Raw genomic sequence first — 20,015 nt, 5'->3', positions numbered from 1 at the left:
CACCTACGGCGGTATCCGCAACCATTTTCGCGCGGCACAGGGCCATATGTGGCCGTGAGCGGTCGCTTTCTTGATAGACTGAACGCTGACTAACTCAGATTCGGAGCACTAGTAGCGATGACGTCGAAAACCCCTGAAGAACAGCCGGAAACGACTAACCCGCAGGGGAAGAATGCCGTCCCAGGCGACTACGGTGCTGACGCGATTCAGATTCTGGAGGGCCTGGAGGCCGTCCGCAAGCGCCCCGGTATGTATATCGGCTCCACCGGACCGCGCGGTCTGCACCACCTGGTGTACGAAATTGTCGATAACTCCGTCGATGAGGCCCTCGCCGGCCACGCCGACAACATTGACGTGACAATCCTGCCCGATGGCGCCGTGCGCGTTATCGACAACGGCCGCGGAATCCCCGTTGATGGCCACGCCTCTGACCCGTCGAAGTCGACGGTTGAGGTGGTACTGACGATCCTGCACGCCGGCGGTAAGTTCGGCGGCGGCGGCTACGCGGTCTCCGGTGGTCTGCACGGCGTGGGCTCGTCTGTCGTCAACGCGCTGTCGACCCGCTTTGACGTTGAGGTCAAGCGCCAGGGCAACGCATGGCGCATGAGCTTTGAAAACGGTGGCAACCCGATCGGCAGCCTCCGCAAAGAAGAAGAGACCGAAGAGACCGGAACGATGATTACGTTCTGGCCAGACCCGGAGATCTTCACCGAGACGGTCGACTTCGAATACGAAGTGCTGCGCACCCGATTCCAGCAGATGGCGTTCCTTAACAAGGGTCTGCGCATTGCGCTGCGCGATGAGCGCGAGGCTTCGCGCTACGAGACGCAGGCAGAAGACGGAACCATCGTGCAGGTGCAGCCGTCAGATGTCTTCCTCTATGAGCGCGGCTTGGTCGACTACGTCGAATACCTCAACCGCGTGCGTAAGGCCGAGGTCGTTAACGACGTCATCATCGACTTCGAGGCCGAAGACACCGGCCGCGATGGCAAAGACATCTCGCTCGAGGTGGCCATGCAGTGGACCACCTCATACTCCGAAAACGTGTTCACCTACGCGAATACCATCAACACGCATGAGGGCGGAACCCACGAAGAGGGCTTCCGTGCAGCGCTGACCACCCTGGTCAACAAGTACGCGCGCGCGAAGAACCTCCTCAAGGAGAAAGACGACAACCTCACTGGCGACGACGTGCGCGAGGGCCTTACCGCCGTCATTTCGGTCAAGCTCTCCGAGCCGCAGTTTGAGGGTCAGACCAAGACCAAGCTGGGCAACACCGAGGCGAAGGCCTTCGTTCAGAAGGTCGTTGGCGACCAGCTCGGTGACTGGTTTGACCGCAACCCCGACCAGGCGAAGAACGTTGTCAAGAAGGCGATCGACGCCGCAACCGCCCGCATGGCCGCCCGCAAGGCGCGCGAGACGGCGCGTCGCAAGAGCGTTTTCGAGTCGGCCGCGATGCCAGACAAGCTCAAAGACTGCACGAGCAAAGACCCGTCCATCTCTGAAATCTTCCTCGTTGAGGGTGACTCTGCTGGTGGTTCCGCCGTTCAGGGCCGCGACCCGCACACGCAGGCGATTCTGTCGCTGCGCGGCAAGATTCTTAACGTCGAGCGCGCACGTCTCGACAAGGCACTGGCCAACCGCGAAGTTCAGGCCATGATTCAGGCCTTCGGCACCGGCATCGGTGAAGACTTCGACATCGACAAGGCGCGCTATCACAAGATTGTGCTGATGGCCGATGCCGATGTTGACGGCCAGCACATCACGACGCTGCTGCTGACCATGCTGTTCCGCTTCATGCGTGGGCTCATCGAGGCCGGCTACGTCTACCTTGCGATGCCGCCGCTGTACCGCTTGAAGTGGTCAAACGCCGATCACGAGTACGTGTACTCCGACGCCGAGCGCGATGCCCTCATGAAGTACGGCATGGAAAACGGCAAGCGTCTCCCGAAGGATGCCGGTATTCAGCGCTACAAGGGTCTCGGCGAGATGAACCCGAAGGAGCTGTGGGAGACCACGATGGATCACTCCACGCGTACCCTGCGCCAGATCAGCATTGATGATGCCGCCGCTGCCGACGAAATTTTCTCGGTGTTGATGGGTGAAGACGTCGAGTCACGACGTAACTTCATTCAGCGCAACGCCAAGGACGTCCGCTTCCTGGACATCTGATTCCGAGACTGAAGAACAAGAAACGACATCGATATGACTGACGAAGACCGTCCGGATCAGACCCCCACTCACGACCACGGCAAGATTGACCAGGTCGATCTCCAGCTGGAGATGCAGCGTTCGTACCTCGACTACGCCATGGCCGTCATCATCGGCCGTGCGCTGCCCGACGTGCGCGATGGCCTCAAGCCCGTGCACCGCCGCGTGATTTACGCGATGTACGACGGTGGCTTCCGCCCCGACAAGAAGTTCTCCAAGTGCGCCCGTGTTGTCGGCGAGGTGATGGGTCAGTACCACCCGCACGGCGACACCGCGATCTACGACGCCCTGGTGCGCCTCGTGCAGCCGTGGTCGCTACGCTACCCGTTGGCGCTCGGCCAAGGAAACTTCGGTTCGCCCGGAAACATGGGGGCTGCTGCTCCCCGATACACCGAAACGAAGATGGCTCCGCTCGCGCTGGAAATGGTGCGCGACATCGAAGAAGACACCGTCGACTTCCAGGAGAACTACGACGGTGAGACGCAAGAGCCCACCGTTCTGCCCGCGCGCTTTCCCAACCTGCTGGTCAATGGTTCCGTCGGCATTGCCGTCGGCATGGCGACCAACATTCCGCCACACAACCTGCGCGAAGTCGCAGAAGGTGCGCTGTGGGCACTGGAAAACCCCGACGCCTCGCGCGAAGAGCTGCTGGAAGCACTGCTGCAGCGTGTGCACGGGCCAGATTTTCCGACGGGCGCGCAGATCCTCGGAACCAAGGGCATCCGCGATGCGTATCGCACCGGTCGCGGGTCGATCACGATGCGCGCCGTCGTCAACATCGAAGAGATCCAGGGGCGCACGTGCCTGGTTATCACCGAGCTGCCGTACCAGGTCAACCCCGATAACCTCGCGGTAAAGATTGGTGACCTCGCTCGCGAGGGCAAGGTCACCGGCATCGCCGACATTCGCGACGAGACCAGTGACCGTACCGGTCAGCGCCTCGTCGTCGTGCTCAAGCGTGACGCCGTGGCCAAGGTTGTGCTCAACAATCTCTACAAGCACACCTCGCTGCAAGAGAACTTCGGCGCGAACATGCTGGCCATCGTCGACGGTGTGCCGCGCACGCTGACGCTTGACCAGTTCATTTCGCTGTGGGTCGCTCACCAGGTTGAGGTGATTGTTCGTCGCACGCAGTTCCGCCTCGCGAAGGCAGAAGCGCGCATGCACATTCTGGCTGCCTTCCTTAAGGCGCTCGATGCGCTCGACGAGGTCATCGCGTTGATTCGTCGCTCGGCGACAACGCAGGCTGCCAACGAGGGTCTGCAGGCGTTGCTTGACATTGACTTCGAGCAGGCAGATGCCATCCTGTCGATGCAGTTGCGTCGCCTCGCGGCGATGGAACGCCAGAAGATCATTGATGAGGCTGCCGAGCTTGAGCTTCGCATCGCCGACTACAAAGACATCATCGGCTCGCCAGAGCGCCAGCGCACCATCATTGCCGAAGAGCTCACCGGCATTGTCGACAAGTTTGGTGATGACCGTCGCACGCACATTCTGCACGGCTTCGACGGTGACATGTCGATGGAAGATCTCATCCCCGAAGAAGAGATGGTTGTCACGGTTACGCGTGAGGGTTACGTCAAGCGCACGCGCAGCGACAACTACCGTCAGCAGCACCGCGGCGGCAAGGGCGTGAAGGGTGCGCAGCTGCGCGCCGACGACCTGGTCGAGCACTTCTTCGTGACGACAACGCACCACTGGCTGTTGTTCTTCACCACCAAGGGTCGCGTTTACCGCATCAAGACGTACGAAATTCCCGAGGCCGGTCGCGACGCCAAGGGTCAGCACGTTGCCAACCTGTTGGCCCTGCAGCCCGACGAGCAGGTCGCGCAGATTCTCGACCTTAAGGACTACGCGGCCGCCGAGTACCTGGTGCTGGCAACCCGCGAAGGAACGGTCAAGAAGACGCGCCTCGTTGACTACGACACCAACCGCCAGGGCGGCATCATCGCGATTCGTCTGCGCGAGCACGACGAACTTATTGGCGCACTCCTGGTCAACAGCGATGACGACCTCATCCTGATCTCCAGCCACGGCATGTCGGTGCGCTTCACCGCGTCTGACGAGACACTTCGCCCCATGGGCCGCGCCACCGAAGGTGTGCGCGGAATGAAGTTCCGTGATGGCGACTCGCTGCTGTCAGCATCGGTGGTGCAAGACGACAGCTTCGTCTTCGTTGTCACCGAGGGCGGCTACGCCAAGCGCACCGCGGTGTCGGAATACCGTGTTCAGGGCCGTGGCGGTCTTGGCATCAAGGTGGCCAAGATCACCGAAGATCGTGGTGTTCTTGCGGGCGGTTTGATCGTCGCTGAAGACGACGAGGTCTTGGTGGTTCTTGCCAGCGGCAAGGTGGTACGCTCTGCCGTGGCTGAGGTGCCCGCTAAGGGCCGCGACACCATGGGTGTTGTGTTTACCCGCGCCGCTGACGACGACCGCATCCTTGCGATCGCTCGAAACAGCGAACGGGGCCTCGGTGACGAGACCGATGAGTCGACCACCGACTCGACCGAAAACCCGGAGGAGAGCACTCAAGCATGAGCACCGTAGCTGACAAGCTCGCCAAGAAGTCGAGCCGTAAGACAACGTCAAAGCAGGTTCGCCTGCGCGTGGTCTACCTTGACTTCTGGTCGGCGGTAAAGCTGTCATTCCTGGCGGGCATCGCGATCGCAATCGTCACGCTGGTTGCGTTCTTCATGATCTACACGGTCTTGAACGCAACGAACATGATCGCTGACGTTGACGAGCTTGTCGTCACCATCTCCGATGGCGAGCTGAAAATCGCCGAGTTCTTGACGCTGCCTCGCGTCATGGCGGCTGCCGCCGTTATCGCCATCTTGAACCTGATTGTCACGACCGTGATGGGTGCCGTTATCGCCGGCCTCTACAACATGGCCGTCAAGGTCACCGGCGGACTGCTGATCGGATTCAGCTCCAACTAGTCATTTACTGCGACTCAAAAACAGCTGAGTGAGGCCCTGGGATATCCCAGGGCCTCACTCATTTTCGGTGCGTTCACAGGCGAAGAAGTAAGCTGGTGCTACTTCTCGCAATTGTCCTAGGGGGACACATGTCAGACTCCAACCTCCCGCCGCAGCCGCCACAGGGATGGCAAGACAACCAGCCAACCGTGCCGGTGCCGCCCGCTCCCGCTGCGCCACAGGTTCCGACCACCGCACCGACGCAGGTCATTCCGCCGGCGCCGCCCGCAGGTTCCGGCCAGCCACCCTTTGGCGGCGCGCCGCAGCAACCCGCATTTGGTAGCGCGCCGCAGCAGCCGTTTGGCGGCCCACCGCCCCAGCCGCCCTATGGTGGCGCACCCGGTCAGGCGCCCTATGGTGCCGCACCCGGAGCCCCGGGCTACGGCGGTCAGAACCCCGGCGGTTTCGGCGGCAACGGCTTGCCCCCGTATGGCACGGGCCCCGCTGGTGGTGCGCCGTCTGGTGGCAGCTCAGACAAGAAGAAGCTGATCTGGATCATCGTTGCGGTTGTCGTTGCGCTCGCGCTCGCGGCCGGCGCGGTATGGGCGTTCACGGCCGGCCCGTTTGCCGCCAAGAGCGATAAAGACACCACGACCACCGACGGTGATAAAGACACAGACACCGATACGGATACCGATACCGACACCGACACAAAGCCGAAGGCGGACTCCGCGCCGGGCGCTGTGCAGGCCTTCCTTGAGGCACTCGCCGAGGGTGATGTCGCCACGGCAAACAAGTACCTCAGCAAGAAGATTGAGGGCGCGTTCGGCAACGAGAAGGTCGTCAAGGCCTCGATCAAGGCCGCACCCATCACCGACATCGAGGTTGAGGGCACGAGCGACTACGACATCACCGGAACCTTCATGGTGGGCGATGAAGAGGTCTCGATGGACTTCTCGGTCAGCAAGTCGGGCAAGAACTACAAGATCGACGAGTACAACCTCGGTTCGCTCTACGTCACCGACGAGCTGATCAAGCTGCAGCCACTGGTGAACGGCCAAAAGGTTGAGCTGAAGACGACCGACGAGACGGCGTTCCCGATTCTGTACGAATTCACCAGCAGCAACGACCGCATCATCCTTGACGGCACGACGAGCTTCATTCCTTATGACTACTCGACGAGCCTGTACGACACCGAGTTTGTGCTGACCGATGAGGCCGACGCTGAGGTTCGCGCCGCGATTCGCAGCGCACTCGAATCGTGCATCGCCGAAAAGACGCTGGTGACCACGTGTGGCATGGATGTGCCGGCAACCCTGAGCGGCGGCGAGACCGTCGCCGAGGGTAGCGTCACGCGCGTGCTCGACGACAGCGAGTGGGCGCAGGTCGACTCAATGGACCTCGAGTTTGACTGGGACAACCCGATGCTGGTCACGACCTGGACCTCGTTCTACCCGGAGTACACCGGCACCTGCACCGACACGTCGGGTCAGACCGGCGCGTGCGAGATTTGGGCCTTCGGCGGAACCAAGAACGCCGTTGCCGACATCTCTGGCGACGAGATCGTCGTGAGCTGGCAGTAACGTCAAGCAAACAGAACGGCCGCGACATGATGTCGCGGCCGTTCTGCGTTTCCGGGCTCTTTCGCCCGCGGCGCCTACTAAATCGGGGCTTCTTCTAAACGATGCCCGTGTCTACACGATGCCCGTGGTTCCGAGCAGCGTGCCGATACCCCAGGTTGCGGCGAGAGCCAAGAGTCCGCCGACCACGAGGCGCACCATGGCGACGCCCGGTGCACTCTTGCCGATCTTGGCTGAAATCCAACCGGTCAGCGCCAGGGCGAGCAGCACCGTAGCGAAGGTGATGGGAACGCGCATCTCCGCCGGCGGCAGCAGAATCGCGAGAAGTGGCAACAGCGCACCAATCGTGAACGCCAGGGCGGAGGAGAGCGCCGCTTGCCACGGGCTCACGAGGTCTTCTTGGTCGATGTGCAGTTCGACCTCAAGGTGTGCGGCCAACGCGTCGTGCGCGGTGAGTTCGGCCGCAACCGTACGTGCGGTTTCGGGGGAGAGACCACGGCTTCGATACATCTCGGTGAGCTCTTCAAGCTCGGCCTCCGGCATCGTCTCTAGTTCGTGCTTCTCCTTCGCGATCAGCGCGCGCTCGCTGTCGCGCTGGCTGCTGACCGAGACGTATTCGCCAAGCGCCATCGAGATGGCGCCACCAACCAGCCCCGCAACACCCGCGGTGAGCAACGCCGCAGAATCGGTCGTCGCGCCGGCGACACCGACCACCAACGAGGCGACCGAAATGATGCCGTCATTGGCGCCGAGAACCCCGGCGCGCAGACTGTTGAGCCGGGCGCTGATCTTGTCGTCGTGCGCCTCACCGGAATGTGTCGTCATGCCACCATTGTGGCCTCACAGTTCAGGCGTCGGTAGCCGTGGCGCGAGAATCGCCGACGTGATCGGACGAATTTCATCTGACCCCGCGCTCGATTCGCGAAACTCGCCAGGATCGGGTAATCTCGATGAGGTTGCGAACGTAGTTCGAGACGGGGCTATAGCTCAGGTGGTTAGAGCGCTTCACTGATAATGAAGAGGTCCCAGGTTCAAGTCCTGGTAGCCCCACCAACGAGGCCAAGTAAGAAATTACTTGGCCTTTTGCGTTCCCCCGGCGCCTGTGGCGGCGCGGGGCTGGCTTATAGGCCCGACGGTGGCGTTCGGTGCGGCGGGATCGGCTTTGGGGACGCGCCCGGGGGGTCCTTGCGTCGCTGCCGCCCGGGGTTCCACCCCGTGGGTCCGCCCCGTGGTTCCGCACACCATGGTTCCGCACCCCATGGTTCCGCTCCATGTCGCCTGGCCTGCACCGTGGTTCCGCCCCCATTGCCGCAACCGTTCTGCACGGTCGTTCCGGCGTGATTCTCGGTTGTGCAGGAAATTTCTCCAACACCACCCCGTTTTGCCGCGACTTTTCGGTTTGCATCGCGCGATTTTCCTGCACAACCACGGCGCGACCGGCGAGCGTCGTGCATAACGGCTGTGATGAACGCCGTACCATCGACATGCCCGCACCCCGCCTACGCACCATCGACGAGCTCCCGCATCCGTCCACACCCCATCGACACTCCCGCACCGGCGCCGATTTGCGCATTCTCAACCCCGCGGATAAAGTAATTGAGTCCGGTTGAGAAATCACCGGAATGACAACAAAACACGGGGCCTTAACTCAGTTGGTAGAGTGCCTGCTTTGCAAGCAGGATGTCAGGAGTTCGAATCTCCTAGGCTCCACGAAAAACCCGGACTCCACTCCGGGTTTTTTGCTTTTCCGGCCTATTTGCCAGCGATGCGGCGGCGGAACCACGCGCTGCGGCGGCGGAACCATGCGCTGCGCCGCAAGGTCGGCACGCCAGTAACAAGGTGCGCACCAAGATCTCCGACACGCCCCGCAACAGACCGTCGGCAACGCTAGACGCTGAGCGCGCGAGCCGCCAGACTAGTCGCTACGTCACCGCCGCGGGCGGGGAGGGGAGACGAGCGATGACCAGCACGCGCGACGACGCAGCCAACCACCGGCGCTTTGCCCTGCAAATGCAGCAGCCACTACCGACTTCGACGATCGTTGACCGCGTCTTCTTCCTCGTCGCCACCGCGGCGGCCATCTGGCTGTCGGTCATCGTTGCGATGCAGGGCTTTCGCACGCCGTGGTCGCTGCTGCTCTTCGTTCCGGTCTGGGGCATCCTCGCGTACCTCGCCCTGCCGCGCCTGCACAAGATGTTGTCTGACCTCTACGTTCCCGACTACTTCTTCGGCCGCACGCGCACACCCGACGGCCTGCTCGGCGACCCCGTAAACATGGCGGTCGACGGAACCTTCGAGCAGCTTGATGAGGTCATGACGAAGGCGGGGTGGCACCGAGCGGAGGAAATTACGGCACGCTCCACCTGACTCATCATCGCCTCCACCCTCACCGGGCGAAGCTATCCTGGGCCGCCCCCGTTGTTAGGTCCGCTCAGTATGTGAGTCGATTTCTTCTAACGTGTGGGCGCAGGATCGAGCGTACTCCAACGGGGTCAGGTAGCCGAGCGATGAATGCCGTCGCTCGTGGTTGTACTCGTGCTTCCAGTCGCTGATCACGACCCGAGCATGAAGCAGCGAGTAGAAGCTGTTGATATTCAAGCACTCGTCGCGGAGCCTCGAGTTGAACGACTCGACGTATCCGTTTCGCCAGGGCTGACCTGGCGGAATGTATGACAACCCGGTTCTTGTGCCCGCCCAGTCTGCGACGGCGTCGGAGATGAATTCCGGCCCGTTGTCACTTCGCAGCACCATCGGTGCCCCCTGTTCAGTGACGAGTTCCTCGAGATGCTCGATGAATCGCTCGGCGGTGATCGACCGCTCGACCAAGCCACCCAGGCACACCCTGGTGTGCTCGTCCACGATGGTACAGATCTTGATCGCTTTCCCACGTTCGTCAACATCGGACTGGAAATCGACCGCCCACACCACTCCTGGCGCGACCGCAGCAGGCGCCGTGACGGTTGAGGCGCCCACGCGTTTGCGTCGGCGCTTCTGCGGTACTCGCAGTCCTTCTTCACGCCAGAGGCGTTGGACTTTCTTGTGGTTCACGTTCCACCCCTCAGCACGGGCGCCATGGTACGCGCGCCGGTATCCCCATCGTGGGTGATTCTTCGCGAACTTCCGGAGCCAGTCTCGCAGCGCCCGATCGGGATCTGCGGGGGTGTCGCCCTTGAGCGGTCTGCGCCATGCGGATCGGGAGAGCCGGGCCAGGCGGCACGCCATACGCTCACTGATCTGCAGCGTGCGAATCAGGTGAGCGATCGCGGCGCGCCGCCTGCCCGGGCCTAGAAGTTTCCCTCCGCAAGCTCCTTGAGCGCAGCCTTCTCAAGTTCAGCCTCGGCGAGGAGACGCTTCAAAGTGGCGTTCTGCTTCTCGAGTTCCTTCAGGCGCTTCGCGTCGTCGGCTTTCATTCCGCCGTACTGGTTCCGCCACCGGTAATAGGTTTGCTCAGTAACTCCGAGCTCACGGCAGGCATCGGCGACGGTATTGCCCTCCCCGAGCAGGCGGTCGGCTTGCCCGAGTTTCCGGACGATCTGCTCCGGGGTATGACGCTTTCGTTGGTTGCTCATCGTGTGATCCATTCTCCCCGCGTACGCGGATCTCTGGACTCACATAACGAGTGGACCTAGAAAATGGGGTCAGCCCACCTTTGCTATCGCCCCGATCGGAAGGGGCAAACAAATAGGAGGAGAGACCACCCGCACCATGCTTGGCATCGAAGGGCGCGGCCGCGCGGCCGTCGCACAGTATCTCGCTGGCCACCCGACGAAGGCTCAGCACGTCACCCTCGCAATGATCCTCGGAGCCGTCGAGGACAAGACCAGTCACGAAACCTGGCGATACCCCAGCCCCGCATTCGCGACATACCTGACAGCAATCAGCGAATGGGGATACACCCTCAGCGACGTCGAGAAGATCGCCGCCATGATCGAGCCCACCGAATAACAACCAGGGCACCCGCCCAACCGGGCGGGTGCTCACAACGAATCCGCTGCACGACGCGCGCAGCCGGTTCCGCTGTTCCCTCCTCTGGCAGCGGAACCGACTACACGAATTGACGCGACAAAATCGTGTGCAAGGGGAGCTGCTTGGGAAAGCAACGACAGCAAAGCGGAGGCTGGCATCGCCTTCGATACCAGCCTCCGCTTGTGTCCAGTGAATGGCGCCTGTAGCGGGTGCGGCGATCATATCGCCGCACCCCATCACCTCAGAGGTACACGTTGATGAAGGGCTTGACGAACATTTCCAATAGCATGAAGCAAACCCCGACAGAGGTCATCGCCAACGCGACATTGCTCTTTGAGAGTGATGACGGTTCCCTGCGCATCGCGATCACGCTGGCGATGAGAGCTATGACGAAGAGCGCGATTGCGATCCACGACGACATGCTGACCGCTAGCGCGGCCTCGTCATAGCGGTTCTTCTCGATTAGGTCGCGGATCCATTGTCGGACGAAGGTTTGTCTGAAGAACTCGACCGCAATCGCGATACTGGCAAGAACGAGGGCTATTTTGCCCCAGCTGCGGTCGCCAGAATCGTTGCGCCTAGCGGAAGAAATTACTTCGACCTCTTGTTCTTTTTCAACCATCATGTGTCTCCGTTTCGTGGCCTAGTCAACTCACTCAGCGGGAATGGTGCAGGTGTTCCTATCCAAGATCGAACGCTGCAAATCCAGCACCGTACATACAGTCATTATTGCGTGCTTCGTACTGGGGGAATGGGAATTCCATTGCTTTGTAGTCCGACCAGAATTGGTCGGGGGAGTATCCCTCGGGTACGGAACCGATCTCGCTCAAACACTGAATAGCCACAATGCGGGCATCCACTTCCATCGTTGGGTTCATCTGTTGAGTAGTGAACAGTGAATAAATTGCGTCACTGTCTTGCGAGCAACTGATGACCGCCTTGTCGAGGCCCTCAGGATCTACTACGTCGCGGTACGGAAGTTCCACGTAGAACCCCTTATCCGCCTTGCGGAACTCAGGTTTGAACCCGAGGTCGCTCACACAGCGAGCATATTCAGCATGGGTTGCTTCATAGGCTTCGATCGAGATCTCGCCGGTTTTTGCTGCTTCCGAGAGTACTGAGACCTCACGTTCAGACAAACCGGGCAGCTCGAGCAAGGTTTCGATTCGTTCCGCGAAGGCTTGTGAAGGATGCGATTGAATGGTAGCGGCCTGCGAGATTCCTGCCGCAGTTAGAACCGATGCAGAGGCAAGAAGAAGAGACACTGCCGCGATAGCAATTTTGTTTGTTTTCATGTTCGTTCCGTTCTTCGCTATGAGAGTTTTTGGCAGAACCACGATCCTTGTAAGGCCGCGACTCGACGCAACGTAACAAGACTGTCGCCATCGCCGTATGCATTCGTGGGGCCGAAAGCGATGGTTGATCCGATGCTTACTTTTCCTCGGTAGGTATACGCCTGCTTCGGTCCCCAGTCAGTGTTGCATTGCGTGACGTGGGCGTAGGAGATGTACGGGGAGGCAGTTGGGAAGTAGGTGCTCCCCTGTCCAACTGTGCCTACGTCCGCCCCCGAAGCGTATGTCACGGTCGGAAATGATAGAGCTGTTAGGGCAACGATCAGCGAGACCACTGAGAGCGCGCGAGTCTTCGATTTCTTTTTCATGAGACCTCAATCAGTGTGGATCAGCTCAGTTTTTTGCAATACCAAGAACCGTGGTAACTTCCTACCTTTCGAATCGTGACGAGGCTTTCGGGGTCGCCTGCAGTTGCCTTGGCACCGTATGCAGTATCGGTTCCAAGGGTCGCTTTACCTCGCACAACAAAGGCAGCTCCAGGAACCCCCAGCTGCGGTATGCACCGAGTTACATGCGCATACGAAATGTATGGAGAAGCATTGGGATACGTTGTATAGCCATCTCCGATAGTCCCGACATCTGCTCCACTTGCGTAGGCGGCAACCGAGCCCGTGAAAAGCAAGGCCAATGTGACCCCACACAAGGCAAGCCGTCGTCGCAATCGCGGACGTTTGGGAAGTGTCGATCTGATCGCGGGGGGACGAGCGTGCGCTGAAATAGGTGGCTCACACTCGGTCTTTGCCGCGCCATTGAGGGGGGAACTTCTAGAGCCGCCCCGTCGATTTCGGAGGTTTGTAATTATGTCCAGCATTTCGTCAGTACCTCTCTCATCATTGAGTTGGGTTCCGTAGAACAGCTACTTGGCCGATGAGCCTATGAGTTTCTTATGAGCCAGTCAAGGGTTAACGCGTCTGATTTGATAGCCCAACCCGCTTCGGATGCAGCGCGCTTCCCATCTCACTCGCACTTGACGAAACCGATTCCAGCCACCGCATACGGCCATGAAAACATCCCGAAAGCGGCCTGATCGCCACCTGCCCCGCTCGTTTACGGTGCGCTGCGCGCCCTGAGCTGAAAGGGTCGGCGTTGCCGGCCCGGGTGGGGGAGTGGCGCGCTACGCGTGGGCCGCCCCCGTTGTTAGGTCCGCTCAGTATGTGAGTCGATTTCTTCTAACGTGTGGGCGCAGGATCGAGCGTACTCCAACGGGGTCAGGTAGCCGAGCGATGAATGCCGTCGCTCGTGGTTGTACTCGTGCTTCCAGTCGCTGATCACGACCCGAGCATGAAGCAGCGAGTAGAAGCTGTTGATATTCAAGCACTCGTCGCGGAGCCTCGAGTTGAACGACTCGACGTATCCGTTTCGCCAGGGCTGACCTGGCGGAATGTATGACAACCCGGTTCTTGTGCCCGCCCAGTCTGCGACGGCGTCGGAGATGAATTCCGGCCCGTTGTCACTTCGCAGCACCATCGGTGCCCCCTGTTCAGTGACGAGTTCCTCGAGATGCTCGATGAATCGCTCGGCGGTGATCGACCGCTCGACCAAGCCACCCAGGCACACCCTGGTGTGCTCGTCCACGATGGTACAGATCTTGATCGCTTTCCCACGTTCGTCAACATCGGACTGGAAATCGACCGCCCACACCACTCCTGGCGCGACCGCAGCAGGCGCCGTGACGGTTGAGGCGCCCACGCGTTTGCGTCGGCGCTTCTGCGGTACTCGCAGTCCTTCTTCACGCCAGAGGCGTTGGACTTTCTTGTGGTTCACGTTCCACCCCTCAGCACGGGCGCCATGGTACGCGCGCCGGTATCCCCATCGTGGGTGATTCTTCGCGAACTTCCGGAGCCAGTCTCGCAGCGCCCGATCGGGATCTGCGGGGGTGTCGCCCTTGAGCGGTCTGCGCCATGCGGATCGGGAGAGCCGGGCCAGGCGGCACGCCATACGCTCACTGATCTGCAGCGTGCGAATCAGGTGAGCGATCGCGGCGCGCCGCCTGCCCGGGCCTAGAAGTTTCCCTCCGCAAGCTCCTTGAGCGCAGCCTTCTCAAGTTCAGCCTCGGCGAGGAGACGCTTCAAAGTGGCGTTCTGCTTCTCGAGTTCCTTCAGGCGCTTCGCGTCGTCGGCTTTCATTCCGCCGTACTGGTTCCGCCACCGGTAATAGGTTTGCTCAGTAACTCCGAGCTCACGGCAGGCATCGGCGACGGTATTGCCCTCCCCGAGCAGGCGGTCGGCTTGCCCGAGTTTCCGGACGATCTGCTCCGGGGTATGACGCTTTCGTTGGTTGCTCATCGTGTGATCCATTCTCCCCGCGTACGCGGATCTCTGGACTCACATAACGAGTGGACCTAGAAAATGGGGTCAGCCCAATCCCACCGCCCCCGTGTCAACACTCATGCTGTTTGGCCGACGCCACGATGTCGCCTACCAGCAGGAGGTCGCAGGCAACCCCAAGCAGCGCCACCACGTGCGGTTCTGGCACACCCCGGCCGGGTGGATGCTGCCCGGCGGCGCCGAGGTCGACTGGCTGGGAGCCGGAACCTACGACACCGCCGTCGGAATCTCCTGGTTCACACTGCAGGTCACGCACCGCATCGACGAGAACACCGATATCGAACGCGATTTCGTGGTCTCCTCCATGATCGATGCCGACACCAGCGTCGTGGTCAACAGCCTGCCCAATTTCACCACCGGTTACCACTCCCGCAATGGCGGCGGCGACCGCTTCATCACCGACGGCGCGTTGCCCATCGTTAATGTCTCCGACGTGGTCGCCGCACCGCCCGAGCCGCAACACGATGAGCCGGCGTCCACCCGCAACGCGTATCGCCGCGCCCCACTGTCGGCCATCGCGGCGGCACTCCTCACGATTGCGGTATCGATCCTTGACATCATCGTGATCGCCGTCGGGCTTTTCACCGAGCAGGTCGATGGCGTCACCGCCGAAGACGAGGCTCTGCTGCAAACAGCGCGCCTGGTGATCCTCGGATTCTTCGTCGTGCTGCTCATCATCGAACTGCTGTTCGTGCGCGCATTCTTGCGCCGCGGCCGCCGCGCCCGCGTCGTGCTGATGACCCTGCTATCGCTGTCGATTCTCACCTCGGCACTTAACTATCTCTACGGCGTCTCCGCGCTCAAACTCGACTGGACCCTCCTCTCCGCCACCCTGCAGTGCATCGCCCTCATCGCCTTCGCCACCGAATCCACCGCACGCTGGGTGCGCAGCCGCGCCGAAGACGAAGAGAGTGGCGCCGCCGCGGTTCCCGCCTGAATCGGCGCAACCACGCTGCCGCAGAGACCGCAACCACGCTGCCGCAGAGAGCGGAACCACGCTGCCAGGGAGAAGATTGCCGCGCAGAAGAAACACCCAAGGTTCTAGGCTGTACGAATGGATCTACGCGTTGCGGCGTATGCCGTCATTCAAGATGACCTTGGCCGAGTGCTGTTGAGCCATTGGACGGGCGGCCCGGCGTGGTCAATGCCTGGCGGCGGCATGGATCCGGGCGAGCACCCGCTCGAGACGGCCGTGCGCGAGGTGCGCGAAGAGACCGGCTACGACGTCGTGATCGACGAACTCCTTGGCGTTGACTCCGCCGTCATTCCGGCATCGCGCCGCATCAGCGAGGGCGCAGACGTGCCCATGCAGGCACTGCGCATCGTGTACCGCGCCACGATCACCGGCGGCACCCTCACCAACGAAGTCGATGGTTCCAGCGACCGCGCCGAGTGGTTCGATCTCGACAACATTCCGTCCCAGCGCGTCAGTCTCGTCGAATACGCGCTGCGAGTCGCCGGCCTCTGGCGCTAGCTGCCCTGGAACTTCGGCCCGGCAACTTAGGCCGGGGTATTCGCCGAGCCGCAACGTTATGCATCACGAAAGGCAGGTTTTGGTGCTCATGCGCCCCACCCGCCACTCTGGCACCAAGGCTTGATGCATAACGTTGCGCGCGCCGGCACGACGGAACCAAGAACGACGGAACCAGCGAAGGGTAAAACCCCGAACCCGCCCCAAAAGCCCAGAACAAGGCGAACAACAAGTCAGGCCAAAGCCCGCCCCCAGAACCTACTCGATGGGCTTGGAGATGTCCGCAACGATCGCGTCGTAGGCGGCGATGAGGTCGTCTGCCTCGACGAAGAGGCTGTAGCCGTGCGCGCCGGCGCCGAGGCCAATACGGCGGCCGACGATCGACTCGTCGGCATAGATTGGCCACGCGGTGCTGGAGCCGATCGGAACAATGGTTCCGCGCTCATAGCCCGTGGCGGCAAGCGCCGCGGCAGCGTCGGGCAACTGCAACTTGTTCACACCAACGAGGGCGCGAAGCTTCGGCCAGGAAATCGCCTTGTCGCCGGGAATGAGGGCGAACAGGTATGTGTCGTCTGACCGCTTGACGACGAGCGTCTTGATGATGTCGGCCGGGGTCAGGCCGAGAATCTCGGCCGCCTCCGCCAGGCTGTTTGCGACCAGCCGTTCTTGCACATGAACATTGAGACCGCGCTCGCGCGCGGCCTCAATGACACGGTCAGTAGGGTTGGTCACGCCTCAGGAGCTGCCAGCGGGTCATCTGCGACCCAGAGCTCGTCGTCAGCGCGCAGCGTCTGCCATGCGGCGTACAGCACGCCGATGGCGGCACCAACGCCGAGGATGATCGCGATAACGCTGCCAGCGCTCGTGCCCTTCTTCGGTGCCGGGGCGGGTGCCGAGGCGAGCGTGAAGACGGGGCCGCCGTGGGCGACGCGTTCACGCGTGGTCTTCGCCGCGTCCCATGCGGAAATCGCCGTGCCAACAACGCCGCCAACAACGGGAACAACGCGCTTGTCGAGGAACGACTTTGAGGCGTTGACGCCGCGGTTCACGTATGGCGCCACGCGCTCTTCATACTCGTGTTGCACGGTCGGTACAACCTGCTCGCGGCCGTACTTGCCGAGCTGGCGACCAGCCTCACGAGCAACATTTGCTGCGTCCCCGAGCAGTACCTGCTGCGAAGCCCACAACTGGTTGGCTGACTGCTGAAGCTTCTTCAGTTCTTTCTTGCGCTTTCGAGTGATGTTCACGCGAAGCCCTCCCTACCTGTGAGTTCGAGTCCATCTTGTCACGTTGCCCCCTTGACAGCGCAAGAGATTGCCGGTCACTGCCGACTTCTCAGCGAACTCTGCGAGAATTACACCATGGCTCTTCACAGCGCAGTAGCGACAATTCACACCAACCACGGCGACATCGTGGTCAATCTTTTCGGCGACCACGCCCCCAAGACCGTAGCCAACTTTGTTGGACTGGCTGACGGCTCCAAAGACTGGACCGACCCCCGCACCGGCCAGCCCGGTGAGGGCGCCCTCTACAAGGACGTCATCTTCCACCGCATCATCCCGAACTTCATGATTCAGGGTGGCGACCCCCTCGGTCAGGGCATCGGTGGCCCCGGCTACAACTTCAACGATGAGATTCACCCTGAGCTCACGTTCGCAAACCCCTACCTGCTTGCCATGGCAAACGCAGGTCTTCGCCGCAACGCCATCACCGGCGCCATGGAGGGCACCAACGGCTCGCAGTTCTTCATCACCACCGACCCGACGCCGTGGCTCACCGGCAAGCACACCATCTTTGGTGAGGTTGCTGACGAGGCTTCGCGCGCCGTCGTCGACGCGATTGCCGTGGTTCCGACCGGTGCCAACGACCGTCCTAAGCAAGACGTCGTTATTTCGTCGATCGACGTTCAGGCCGTCTAAGCGCCGTGACAGCGGCCGACTTCTCGCGCAATAGCGACAACTTTTGTTACCGCCACCCCGATCGGGTGAGCTTCGTGATGTGCCAGCGTTGCCTGCGCACCATCTGCCACGAGTGCCAAACGCCCGCTGCGGTCGGCGTGGTGTGCCCGGAGTGCATGAAGCAACAAAAGGCTGACCGCACTCCCGCGCAGAAGAAGGCCGACCGCCGCTGGCGCGGTGGTTCTGCCGGTATGTCACTGGTGCGCTCCGGCACACCAGTGACATACGGCATCATCGCGATCACCGTCGTCGCGTACTTCTTCGACTGGATCACCAATCGCGCGGTCAGTGGCGCCCTGGCATACAACCCGTTCGCGCTGAGTGAGCCCTGGCGCTTGCTCACCGTGGCCCTCACCCACGCAGGGATCTTCCATGTCGGCTTGAACATGCTCGCGCTGTACCTCATTGGCCGGAGCTTGGAACCATTGATTGGTTCGTCGCGCTTCTTGGTGCTGTATCTCATCGCCACGATCGGAGGTGACGCGGCCGTGTCGCTGCTCAGCCCCGGTTGGGTGGTAGGCGCGTCGGGTGCCATCTTCGGCCTCATGGGCGCACTCATTGTGATTGCGCGCCGCCTCGGCACAGACATCACCGGCATGCTGGTGGTGTTGGGCATCAACTTCGCCTACGGGTTCTTGGTCGGCGGAATTTCCTGGCAGGCGCACCTCGGTGGCGCCATTGCCGGCGCCCTCGTTGGCTTGATTTACTACAACACTCGGCAGCGATCACAGCGCACGGCGCAAGTCTTGTGGCTCTCGGGCCTCACCGTGGTGCTCGTCGCGCTGGCGTACGTCCCGCTGATTCGGGTATTGGCCGCGCTCGGGTAGCGGAACCATCGCGCGGCTCTTGGAGGCCGGAGAACAACAAAGAGGGTCAGCTCGTGAGCTGGCCCTCTTTGCGTTGTGATCGAGATTCATCCACACGTTATCCACAGGTGGGGATGAATTACACCGATGTTATTCACCGGTGTTAACAAGAACTGTGGAGAACTTCTACCGCCACCGCATGGTCATCAAGAAACCGATGAACGCAATGCCGAAGCCAATCACGATGTTCCATCCGCCAATTCCGGGAATGGGGAAGGCTGAGTTGGAGAGGTAGAAGACGATGACCCAGATGAGTCCGAGCAGCAAGAAGCCCACCATCACCGGCTTGAACCACACCGGGTTCGGCGCCGCATCGTAGTTAGCGGGATCGACGTCATCGTTTTTGGTAGCACGTGCCATAAGCCACATCCTATCTAGTCGAGCACTCCACAACCACGTCTTGTACACTCAGCGTGTGAGTGAGCCCCACCCGAACCGACGGGCACGCCGACGCAAACCGCGCCGCCGTGCCACGGTGACGAGTGTGCTTGGCGAGATCATGCTCACCGCTGGCGTGGTCGTATTGATGTTCGTGGCCTGGCAAATGTGGATCGGCGACATGATTCAGGGCGCGCAGAGCAATCAGGCGGGTGCCGCCACCGTTGAAGAATGGGCAGACCTCCCCGACGACGCGATTGCGCCCCCCAAGCTGGTGCAGCCAGAAGATGGAACCCCGGCGTACTATGAGCCGCCGGTGATGGCGCCCGCGGCCTCCGGTGAGACGTTCGCGGTGCTGCGCATTCCGCGCCTCGGCGACAACTACTTTTGGGACATCAACGGCGGCGTCCAGACCTGGGAGAGCCTGAACGTCGGCGCTGTCGGTCACTACCCGGCAACGCAAATGCCCGGCGAGGTCGGCAACTTTGCCGTTGCCGGTCACCGCGGCAGCCACGGCGGCGCATTCATGAACTTGCCCGGCATGCGCGCGGGCGATGCGGTGGTGGTGGAGACGCCAGACGGCTGGTACACCTACCGCTTCCGCAACCTTGAATATGTAGCGCCGACGGCAGGAGACGTGCTGGCACCCGTTCCGCACGAGGCGAGCCGCATCGGCATCGGTCAGTACCTCACGATGACCACCTGCTCGCCCCGCTACGGGTGGGATGAGCGAGCCATTGGCTACGCCGAGTTTGAGTACTTCACGCCGCGATCCGTTGGCGAGCCGGCATCCCTTGATCCTGTGACCGTGGCGGTGGGTTTCTGATATGTACGCAGCTCTGTGGCGCGCTCTTCCCGGGCCCGCGGTGATCCGCCTTCTGATCCTGCTGATCGCGGTCGCCGCGATCATTTACGGTCTGTTCTACTTTGTCTTTCCCTGGGTTTCGACAACGCTGTTGCCGACGCCAGACACCACCGTTGAATAGCG

20 protein-coding genes and 2 tRNA genes are annotated in these 20,015 nt (G+C 61.4%); 14 read left to right on the top strand and 8 right to left on the bottom strand.

The window, feature by feature from the left end; translation table 11 throughout:
- Nucleotides 1-117 precede the first annotated feature (117 nt).
- The 4 genes from gyrB to FVP60_RS11245 all read left to right on the top strand — a co-directional run bounded on the left by gyrB (nt 118) and on the right by FVP60_RS11245 (nt 6,712).
- Nucleotides 118-2,172: a DNA topoisomerase (ATP-hydrolyzing) subunit B gene (gene gyrB / locus FVP60_RS11260; protein ID WP_147826382.1), complete on the top strand. Its 2,055-nt coding sequence runs from the start codon at nt 118-120 to the stop codon at nt 2,170-2,172.
- A gap of 33 nt (nt 2,173-2,205) precedes the next feature.
- Complete coding sequence (gyrA, locus tag FVP60_RS11255; protein ID WP_147826381.1) at nt 2,206-4,749, top strand: DNA gyrase subunit A; 2,544 nt, start codon at nt 2,206-2,208, stop codon at nt 4,747-4,749.
- Nucleotides 4,746-5,150, top strand: a complete 405-nt coding sequence (locus FVP60_RS11250; RefSeq protein ID WP_147826380.1) for a DUF3566 domain-containing protein — start codon at nt 4,746-4,748, stop codon at nt 5,148-5,150. The genes gyrA and FVP60_RS11250 overlap by 4 nt, the downstream gene beginning before the upstream one ends.
- Before the next feature lie 128 nt (nt 5,151-5,278).
- Nucleotides 5,279-6,712: a hypothetical protein gene (locus FVP60_RS11245; RefSeq protein ID WP_147826379.1), complete on the top strand. Its 1,434-nt coding sequence runs from the start codon at nt 5,279-5,281 to the stop codon at nt 6,710-6,712.
- A 111-nt stretch (nt 6,713-6,823) separates the two neighbouring features.
- Here the strand turns inward: FVP60_RS11245 and FVP60_RS11240 are convergent, their stop codons facing one another.
- Nucleotides 6,824-7,534 carry a VIT1/CCC1 transporter family protein gene (locus tag FVP60_RS11240; RefSeq protein WP_147826378.1) on the bottom strand — a complete coding sequence of 237 codons (711 nt, stop codon included), beginning with the start codon at nt 7,532-7,534 and terminating at the stop codon, nt 6,824-6,826.
- A gap of 151 nt (nt 7,535-7,685) precedes the next feature.
- Between FVP60_RS11240 and FVP60_RS11235 the strand changes: the two genes are divergently transcribed.
- From FVP60_RS11235 to FVP60_RS11225, 3 genes are all read left to right on the top strand, one after another.
- Nucleotides 7,686-7,762 (top strand) — tRNA-Ile (locus tag FVP60_RS11235).
- A gap of 584 nt (nt 7,763-8,346) precedes the next feature.
- Nucleotides 8,347-8,419: transfer RNA gene (locus FVP60_RS11230), tRNA-Ala, on the top strand.
- A 249-nt stretch (nt 8,420-8,668) separates the two neighbouring features.
- A complete protein-coding gene (locus tag FVP60_RS11225) occupies nt 8,669-9,076 on the top strand; it encodes an LssY C-terminal domain-containing protein (RefSeq protein ID WP_147826377.1) in 408 nt (135 codons plus the stop codon).
- Between the two features lie 54 nt (nt 9,077-9,130).
- Here FVP60_RS11225 and FVP60_RS11220 read toward each other — a convergent pair.
- A protein-coding gene (locus tag FVP60_RS11220; protein ID WP_147826373.1) for an IS3 family transposase occupies nt 9,131-10,278 on the bottom strand; the annotation gives its coding sequence in 2 pieces (ribosomal slippage) (nt 9,131-10,008 and nt 10,008-10,278; 1,149 coding nt in all).
- A gap of 136 nt (nt 10,279-10,414) precedes the next feature.
- On the opposite strand from FVP60_RS11220, the gene FVP60_RS11215 reads away from it, so the two are divergent.
- Nucleotides 10,415-10,654 (top strand): hypothetical protein, encoded by a 240-nt coding sequence (locus FVP60_RS11215; protein ID WP_147826376.1) that lies wholly within the window; start codon nt 10,415-10,417, stop codon nt 10,652-10,654.
- A gap of 262 nt (nt 10,655-10,916) precedes the next feature.
- Here FVP60_RS11215 and FVP60_RS11210 read toward each other — a convergent pair whose 3' ends face one another.
- From FVP60_RS11210 to FVP60_RS11200, 3 genes are all read right to left on the bottom strand, one after another.
- On the bottom strand, nt 10,917-11,297 hold the full coding sequence (locus FVP60_RS11210; protein WP_222705930.1) for a hypothetical protein: 381 nt from the start codon (nt 11,295-11,297) through the stop codon (nt 10,917-10,919).
- Nucleotides 11,298-11,355: 58 nt separating this feature from the next.
- The gene (locus tag FVP60_RS11205; RefSeq protein WP_187240655.1) at nt 11,356-12,012 is read right to left on the bottom strand and encodes a hypothetical protein; all 657 of its coding nucleotides are present in this window, start codon (nt 12,010-12,012) and stop codon (nt 11,356-11,358) included.
- 1,152 nt (nt 12,013-13,164) lie between these two features.
- Nucleotides 13,165-14,312 (bottom strand): IS3 family transposase gene (locus FVP60_RS11200; RefSeq protein WP_147826373.1). Its coding sequence is split into 2 segments (ribosomal slippage): nt 13,165-14,042 and nt 14,042-14,312, totalling 1,149 coding nucleotides; the frame shifts between segments, so codons are not numbered across the junction.
- Between the two features lie 10 nt (nt 14,313-14,322).
- Between FVP60_RS11200 and FVP60_RS11195 the strand changes: the two genes are divergently transcribed.
- Nucleotides 14,323-15,291 (top strand): LssY C-terminal domain-containing protein, encoded by a 969-nt coding sequence (locus FVP60_RS11195; protein ID WP_342779481.1) that lies wholly within the window; start codon nt 14,323-14,325, stop codon nt 15,289-15,291.
- 117 nt (nt 15,292-15,408) lie between these two features.
- Nucleotides 15,409-15,828, top strand: coding sequence for an NUDIX hydrolase (locus tag FVP60_RS11190; protein ID WP_147826372.1), 420 nt, complete (start codon nt 15,409-15,411; stop codon nt 15,826-15,828).
- Nucleotides 15,829-16,083: 255 nt separating this feature from the next.
- On the opposite strand, the gene FVP60_RS11185 is transcribed toward FVP60_RS11190, so the two are convergent.
- Together FVP60_RS11185 and FVP60_RS11180 are read right to left on the bottom strand one after the other, a co-directional pair.
- Nucleotides 16,084-16,557: an aminoacyl-tRNA deacylase gene (locus FVP60_RS11185; protein WP_147826371.1), complete on the bottom strand. Its 474-nt coding sequence runs from the start codon at nt 16,555-16,557 to the stop codon at nt 16,084-16,086.
- Nucleotides 16,554-17,072 carry a DNA helicase gene (locus FVP60_RS11180; protein WP_147826370.1) on the bottom strand — a complete coding sequence of 173 codons (519 nt, stop codon included), beginning with the start codon at nt 17,070-17,072 and terminating at the stop codon, nt 16,554-16,556. Before FVP60_RS11180 ends, FVP60_RS11185 begins: the two co-directional genes overlap by 4 nt.
- 114 nt (nt 17,073-17,186) lie before the next feature.
- Between FVP60_RS11180 and FVP60_RS11175 the strand changes: the two genes are divergently transcribed.
- On the top strand, nt 17,187-17,744 hold the full coding sequence (locus tag FVP60_RS11175) for a peptidylprolyl isomerase (RefSeq protein ID WP_147826369.1): 558 nt from the start codon (nt 17,187-17,189) through the stop codon (nt 17,742-17,744).
- Nucleotides 17,745-17,899: 155 nt separating this feature from the next.
- Nucleotides 17,900-18,610, top strand: coding sequence for a rhomboid family intramembrane serine protease (locus FVP60_RS11170; protein ID WP_246132586.1), 711 nt, complete (start codon nt 17,900-17,902; stop codon nt 18,608-18,610).
- A gap of 165 nt (nt 18,611-18,775) precedes the next feature.
- On the opposite strand, the gene FVP60_RS11165 is transcribed toward FVP60_RS11170, so the two are convergent.
- Nucleotides 18,776-19,009 (bottom strand): cell division protein CrgA, encoded by a 234-nt coding sequence (locus FVP60_RS11165; protein WP_147826368.1) that lies wholly within the window; start codon nt 19,007-19,009, stop codon nt 18,776-18,778.
- Nucleotides 19,010-19,064: 55 nt separating this feature from the next.
- Here FVP60_RS11165 and FVP60_RS11160 point away from each other — a divergent pair, with 55 nt between their 5' ends.
- Both FVP60_RS11160 and FVP60_RS13095 read left to right on the top strand, forming a co-directional pair.
- Nucleotides 19,065-19,853: a class E sortase gene (locus FVP60_RS11160; protein ID WP_246132585.1), complete on the top strand. Its 789-nt coding sequence runs from the start codon at nt 19,065-19,067 to the stop codon at nt 19,851-19,853.
- Nucleotide 19,854: 1 nt separating this feature from the next.
- Complete coding sequence (locus FVP60_RS13095) at nt 19,855-20,013, top strand: hypothetical protein (protein WP_187240653.1); 159 nt, start codon at nt 19,855-19,857, stop codon at nt 20,011-20,013.
- Nucleotides 20,014-20,015 lie beyond the last annotated feature (2 nt).

The sequence above is a fragment of the Microbacterium mitrae genome, from assembly GCF_008017445.1.
GTDB lineage: Bacteria > Actinomycetota > Actinomycetes > Actinomycetales > Microbacteriaceae > Microbacterium > Microbacterium mitrae.
The sequence above is the reverse complement of the archived record's forward strand: the minus strand, read 5'-3'. Positions and strand labels throughout refer to the sequence as shown.